Raw genomic sequence first — 6,346 nt, 5'->3', positions numbered from 1 at the left:
AACCGGGCGAAGCTGAGCAAGGGCGCTGCCGCGCGGGGTAAGCTTGTTTCCCGCATCATTGCGTGGCGCCCCCCTCTGTCCTGCCGGACATCTCCCCCGCAAGGGGGGAGATCAGCAGCTTCGATGCTTCGCTCCGTTCTGCGACGCTGGAGATTGTCGAAAGCCGGAATGACAGCCAATCTCCCCCCTTGAGGGGGAGATGTCCGGCAGGACAGAGGGGGGTGCTGTCCCGCCAGCGTTGCGGAATGAACGGGGAGAACGTGCCGTTGAGGTCTCGGCTCACGCCAGCGCCTCCTCGACAATCCGGCCAAGCTCGGGCGCGATGTAGGAGAGATCTTCCTCGTCCTTGATGAGCACGCCGATGGCGCGGCGGAAGGCTTCCGGCCACGGACTGCCGCCTTTTTCCAGGATAGTGGCGGCGTTGGCCCATTCGACCGCCTCGGCAATGCCGGGCGGCTTGGCGAGCGGGCGGGCGCGAATGGTCTGCACGGCCGCCGCCACCGCGCGTGCGGTGGCTTGCGCTACATCGCCGGCGCGCAGCATGATGATGGCGGCCTCGCGCTCGGCGTCGGGATAGCCGATCCAGTGGTATACGCAGCGGCGGCGCAGTGCTTCGGCCAGTTCCCGGGTGCGGTTCGAGGTCAGGATGACGATCGGCTGTGCCGTGGCGCGGATGGTGCCGCGCTCGGGAATGCTGATCTGGAAGTCGGAGAGGAATTCCAAAAGCAGCGCTTCGAATTCGTGGTCCGAGCGGTCGATCTCGTCGACCAGCAGCACGCGCTGCTCGGGCGCCTTCAGCACCTGCAGCAGCGGCCGGGCGATCAGGAAACGGTCGTCGTAGATGTCGATCTCATGCTCGCCGGCATGGCGGATGGCGAGCAGTTGGCGCTGGTAGTTCCATTCATAGAGCGCATGCGCGGCATCGATGCCTTCATAGCATTGCAGCCGCACCAGATCACGGCCGAGCAGCGCGGCGATCGCCTTCGCCGCCTCCGTCTTGCCTACGCCCGGCGCGCCTTCGAGCAGCAGCGGCTTGCCCAGCCGGATCGCCAGGAAGATGGCGGTCGAAAGGCTTTCATCGGCCAGATAGCGCGAGGCGGCCAGATGCTGCGCCACCGCCTCCGGTGAGGTCGCGACAGTCTCGGCGCTTGTCCCTGTCATTCCAGCCCTCAGTTCGCCGCTTGCGCCTTCAGCGCGCGTAAGATGCGCTCCGGCGTGATCGGCAGCGTGTCGATGCGCACGCCGACGGCGTCGAAGACCGCATTGGCGACCGCCGGGATCTGCGGATTGGCGCACATTTCGCCGGGCCCCTTGGCGCCATAGGGTCCGTCGGCGGAAGGACGCTCCAGCACGATGATCTCTGTCTCGGCAAGGTCGCCGGGACCCGGCATCAGATACTGGTTGAAGTCGGTGCCGCCATGATCGCGGTTGGGATAGTAGGGTTCGGTCGTCTCATAGAGCGCGTGGCTGATGCCCATCCACGAGCCGCCGACCAACTGCTGCTCGACCATCTTCGGGTTCAGCGCTCTGCCGATCTCGAAGACGTTCTTCACCGTCACCACGGTAACCTCGCCGGTCTCGTCGTCGACCTCGACCTCGGCCACCGTGCAGGCATGGGCATAACAAGTCGACGGCTTCATCGCGCCGGTTTCTTTCTCGGGATAGGAGCGCGGGATCAGGAACATGCCGCGACCGGAGATCGAGCGGCCGCGCTTGAAATGCGCCGACAGCGCGACATCGAAGATCGAGATCGACTTTTGCGGTGCGCCTTTGACCAGGATGTTGCCCTGTCCATCGGTCTCGAGGTCGGAGGCGTTGACCTCCAGCTCCTCGGCGGCCACTTCAAGCATCACCTGGCGCGCTTCCCTTGCTGCCTGGATGACGGCGTTGCCGGCGCGGTGCGTGCCGCGTGAGGCGAACGTGCCCATGCAGTGCGGGCCGGTGTCGGTGTCGGCGGTGTCGACGACGACACGGTCGGTCGGCACGCCGATCGTCTCGGCGCAGATCTGCGCCATGATCTGCTTCATGCCCTGACCGAGATCGACGGATGACAGCGTCACCATGAAATTGCCGGTCGGCGTCGAGTGCACCAGCGCCTGCGTCGGGTCGCCGCCGAGGTTCATGCCGGTGGGATAGTTGATCGCGGCAACGCCGCGTCCACGCCTGATCGCCATCTCAAGCTCCCTTCACGTAGGACGACATGGCCATGTATTTCTCCGCCACCGGCCAGTTGGCGGCGCGCGATGCTTCCTGCATGCACTCGATCAGCGCGGCGCCCTCGGTCGGCTGGCGATGCGCCTTCATGTCGCCGTCGCGATAGGCGTTGATGAAGCGGAATTCGAGCGGATCCATGCCGATCAGCCGTGCCAGCTTGTCCATCTGCACCTCCAGCGCGAAATCGCCGATGGTGACGCCGAAGCCGCGCATGGCGGATGAGGGCGTGCGGTTGGTGTAGACGCAGTAGGTGTCGATCCAGACGTTCGGGATGGTGTAGGGGCCGGGATAGTGCCCCGCACCCTTCTGCGCGCCATAGGGCGAGTGGCGCGAATAGGCGCCGGCATCCGTGTAGCCGGTGACCTTGCGCGCGACGATGCGGCCATCTTTCATGACGCCGTCCTTGATGACGACCTTTTCAGCGGCGCGTGGCGACGAGATCTGCATCTCCTCCTCGCGGCTGTAGATAAAACAGACTGGTCGTCCTGTTAATTTTGCGCCGAGGATGGCGATCGGCTCGACGATGACGTCGACCTTGCCGCCAAAACCGCCGCCGACGGTGCCGCCGACGAAATGCAGTTTGCTGCCCGGCATCTGCAGGATGATCGAGGTGTTGTCGAGCGTGAAGAACATCGCCTGCGTGTTGGTGTAGCAGGTGAAGCGGTCATTGCCCTCGGGTGCCACCACGCAGCCGGTGGTCTCGGTCGGCGCGTGCTCGATCGGCGAGGACTGGTAGCTCTCCTCCAGGATGTGGTCGGCGCCGGCGAAGCCCGCCTCGACATCGCCGAAGCGCACCTTGCGGCACTCGCCGCTGTCATAGAGGTAATAATTCTGGCCGTGATATTCGTTGACCAGGGGTGCGCCGGGCTTCAGCGCCTCTTCCATGTCGAAGACGGCCGGCAGCACCTCATAGTCGACCTTGACCTTGGCTGCGGCCTCTTGCGCGGCACGCTCGGTTTCGGCCAGCACGGCCACCACGGCCTCGCCCTTCCAGCGCACCTTGCCGTCGGCAAGCACCGTCTCGTCCTCCGGCCCGACCTGGATCAGGATCAGGATGGTGTAGACATTGTGCGGCACGTCCTTGGCGGTCAGAATCTTCACCACGCCCGGATGCTTTTCCGCCTCCGACGTGTCGATCGAGCGGATGCGGGCATGGTGATGCGGGCTGCGCACCATCTTCAGGTGCAGTATGCCAGGGAAATTGCGGTCGGCGAAAAAGGCGGTCTTGCCGGTGACATGGCCGGGTGAATCCGAGCGCGGCCGGGGCTGGCCGATCTCGTTCAGATCGTCCTTGCGGATATCAGCGAAGTAGTTCTTGCGCAGTTCCATTGCTTTGGACCCCTCAGGCCGCGTTCTGCGAATTGGCGCGGGCGGCGGTCAGCACCGCCTGGATGATCGGCTCGTAGCCGGTGCAGCGGCAGATGTTGCCCGACAGCGCCTCGACCACCTCGTCGCGGCTGGGGTTGGGCGTATGGTCGAGCAACACCTTGGCCGCCATGATCATGCCCGGGGTGCAGAAGCCGCATTGCGTGGCGAACGTGTCGAGGAAGGCGCGCTGCAGCGGGTGCAGCACGCCGCTTTCCGAAAGCCCTGAAGTCGTGCTGATGACCGCCCCATAGCAGGTCTCGGCAAGCGTCAGGCAGGAGAGCCTGAGTTCGCCGTCGATGATGACCGAACAGGCGCCGCAGGTGCCTTGATGGCAGCCGCCTTTCGGTGAGGTGTCGCCGATCTTGTCGCGCAGGGCCTGAAGCAGCGTCGTGCCGCTGTCGATGAATTCGGCCTTTTCCGAGCCGTTGAGCGTGAATTGAACCGGAACCTTTGCCATGTTTTCCTCCCAGCGCGCCTGCCCGAACCGGCGGACAGACGCGCGCCCCCGAACGAAATATTATGCGAGCAGCAACCGGCCGAGATGAACCGGCAAGACTTCGGCGCGATACCAGGCGCTGGCGATCGGGTCGGTGATGGGCGAGGTGCCATCACCGACCGCGGCCAAGGCCGGCGCGATGCCGTCAGCGGTCAGCGTTCGGCCGATCAGCGCTTTTTCCGCCGCCCTGGCGCGCATTGGCCGATCCGCCATGCAGCCGAGCGCGATCCGCGCCGAGGTCACGGTGCCATCCGACGACAGTTCCAGAGCACCGGCTATGCTGAGCACCGAGACGCCCTTGGGCTTGATCCTCGACACTTTCAGGAAGCGGAAACTGTCGGCCTTCGGAAGCGTGAAGCTCACGGAAGTGACGATGGCGCGGCTGCCGTCCCGATTGGCCAGGAAGGTCTCGATCGGCATCTCGCCATCATCGGTGCTCACCGTGGCGTCGAGCGCCAGCAGGGCAACAGCGAAATCGCCACAGGGGGCTGGGGCAAAGAGATTGCCGCCGACGGTCGCCATATTACGGATTGCCGGGCCACCGACGGCGCGGGCGGCCTTGGCAAGTGCGCCGAGCTCCGGATGGCTGGCGATCGCCGCCATCGTCACCGAAGCGCCGATGCGCACCTTGCCGCCGGCAGCAGCGATGTTGGACAGGGACGGCTCGGTCGACCTGATAAGGCCGGAAACCGAAACATCGCCTTCATTGGTCGCGCGGACCACCAGTGTGCCGCCACCGAGATAGCGCGTGCCAGTGGCTTTCAGTGCCGCGTTGGCCTCCTTCACCGTTGCAAAAGTCTGCAGTGCTAGCGCCATGGCCTGGCTCCCCGTCAGCTCTGACCGGCGAAATGGCTTTTCAGGGCGTTGAAGCCGCCCTGGAAGACATTGGCGCCCATGCCATCGGCAATCTTGTCAGCTTCTTCGGGCGGCGCGTCGAAGCTGGCGGTCCATTCGGCATAGGTACGGTCACCATCGGTCACTCGCCTGAGCTGCAGCGTCGCCTTGTGATTGGTCAGCGGCTGCGGCGTCTCCAGGATGGAGTAGCTGACCAGGAAATTCTGATCGGAAAAATCGAGCAGCTTTTCGCGCAGGCGGGCGCCGCTGGCGAGCTGGAAATTGCGCACGCAGCCGATCGTGGTGGCATCCTTGCCGTCTTCAATGTGGCTTTCCACCATGCGCGGATGCCAGCCCGGCAGCCCGTTGAAGTCGCGTATGCGCGCCCAGACCTTTTCGACCGGCGCGTCGATGACGCTGGAGATGGTGACTTTGGCCATTCAAATGTTCCCTTGCAAAAGCGATCCGGTGCAAGGGTAGGGCGGCCATTTCAGCGACGCTTATCAATGCGTCTTGAGCGTGTATCAAGGAGTCTGAAAAACAGTCGACCTTGACTAAACGAGGACAGGTTCAGGCAATCGCCCGCGCGGCCTCGCGGTAGAGCGTCGGCGGCACGCCGACATGGTCGCGGAAGAAGCGCGAGAAATTGCCCTGCGTGGTGAAGCCGAGATTGCAGGCGACCGAGATCAGCGGCTCCCGCGACCATTGCAGCTGCCGCACCGCTTCCTCCATGCGCAGCGTGTTCCAGTAAACATTGGGCGTCAGATTGGTCTGTTCCTTGAACAAAGCGAAGAAATGCGGTCGCGACAGGCCGACGCTGCGCGCCACGTCGTCGAAGCAGATGCGCTCGCAGACATTGGCCTTCATCAGCTGGATTGCCTTGCGGACACGGAAATCCTGCATGGTGTTGATGCGGACACGGGCCTCCTGCGGCGCCGAGGCGTCGGCGGCGTCGAGCACGCTATCGATGAAACGCTCGATCTCGTAATTGGCGATATCGTCGACGCTCTCATTGTCGCTGAGGTGGTCGAGCAGATTGGCGGCGGCCTGATGCAGCCACGGTTCCAGCGTGATCGCGGCTTGTGAGAACAGCGGCGCAGACGAAGGCAGGTCGCGGCGGCGCCGCGCCCAGTCGGGATCGATGTAGAAGGCGAGAAACAGACCGAGCGTCCCGTTTTGCGACAGAACATGGCTGTGCGGCTGGAAGGAGTTGATGCCGGCGGCCGTTCCAGGTCCAAGCCGGACGGTCTCGCGGCCGATGGTCATTTCGCCGGCCGTACCTTCCAGCCAGATGATCAGATGGGCCTCGACATGGGCATGAGTGACGAAGTCGCTTGCGACATTCAGGATAGAAACATGTCCGAACCGGCCCCAGTAGAGCCTGATCGCTTCCATGGGTATATCCTCCCGCAGACGACTGGCCTCCCTTCGCCT

At 64.2% G+C, this 6,346-nt stretch carries 7 protein-coding genes; all 7 read right to left on the bottom strand.

Translation table 11 applies throughout. The features are described 5' to 3' along the window. Window positions 1–279 precede the first annotated feature (279 nt). Window positions 280–1,161 carry an AAA family ATPase gene (locus tag NKI99_RS15210; protein WP_352611339.1) on the bottom strand — a complete coding sequence of 294 codons (882 nt, stop codon included), beginning with the start codon at window positions 1,159–1,161 and terminating at the stop codon, window positions 280–282. Window positions 1,162–1,169: 8 nt separating this feature from the next. Then, window positions 1,170–2,174: a xanthine dehydrogenase family protein molybdopterin-binding subunit gene (locus NKI99_RS15205; RefSeq protein ID WP_023813252.1), complete on the bottom strand. Its 1,005-nt coding sequence runs from the start codon at window positions 2,172–2,174 to the stop codon at window positions 1,170–1,172. Between the two features lies 1 nt (window position 2,175). Beyond that, window positions 2,176–3,543 (bottom strand): xanthine dehydrogenase family protein molybdopterin-binding subunit, encoded by a 1,368-nt coding sequence (locus NKI99_RS15200; RefSeq protein WP_352611338.1) that lies wholly within the window; start codon window positions 3,541–3,543, stop codon window positions 2,176–2,178. A 13-nt stretch (window positions 3,544–3,556) separates the two neighbouring features. Next, a complete protein-coding gene (locus NKI99_RS15195; RefSeq protein WP_352611337.1) occupies window positions 3,557–4,039 on the bottom strand; it encodes a (2Fe-2S)-binding protein in 483 nt (160 codons plus the stop codon). 60 nt (window positions 4,040–4,099) lie between these two features. Continuing rightward, the gene (locus NKI99_RS15190; RefSeq protein WP_352611336.1) at window positions 4,100–4,894 is read right to left on the bottom strand and encodes an FAD binding domain-containing protein; all 795 of its coding nucleotides are present in this window, start codon (window positions 4,892–4,894) and stop codon (window positions 4,100–4,102) included. A gap of 14 nt (window positions 4,895–4,908) precedes the next feature. Further along, the gene (locus NKI99_RS15185) at window positions 4,909–5,352 is read right to left on the bottom strand and encodes an SRPBCC family protein (RefSeq protein ID WP_352611335.1); all 444 of its coding nucleotides are present in this window, start codon (window positions 5,350–5,352) and stop codon (window positions 4,909–4,911) included. 130 nt (window positions 5,353–5,482) lie between these two features. Then, the gene (locus tag NKI99_RS15180; protein ID WP_352611334.1) at window positions 5,483–6,307 is read right to left on the bottom strand and encodes an AraC family transcriptional regulator; all 825 of its coding nucleotides are present in this window, start codon (window positions 6,305–6,307) and stop codon (window positions 5,483–5,485) included. Between the last annotated feature and the right edge of the window lie 39 nt (window positions 6,308–6,346).

This window comes from Mesorhizobium sp. M0239 (assembly GCF_040321815.1).
Taxonomy (GTDB): Bacteria; Pseudomonadota; Alphaproteobacteria; order Rhizobiales; family Rhizobiaceae; genus Mesorhizobium.
The sequence above is the reverse complement of the archived record's forward strand: the minus strand, read 5'-3'. Positions and strand labels throughout refer to the sequence as shown.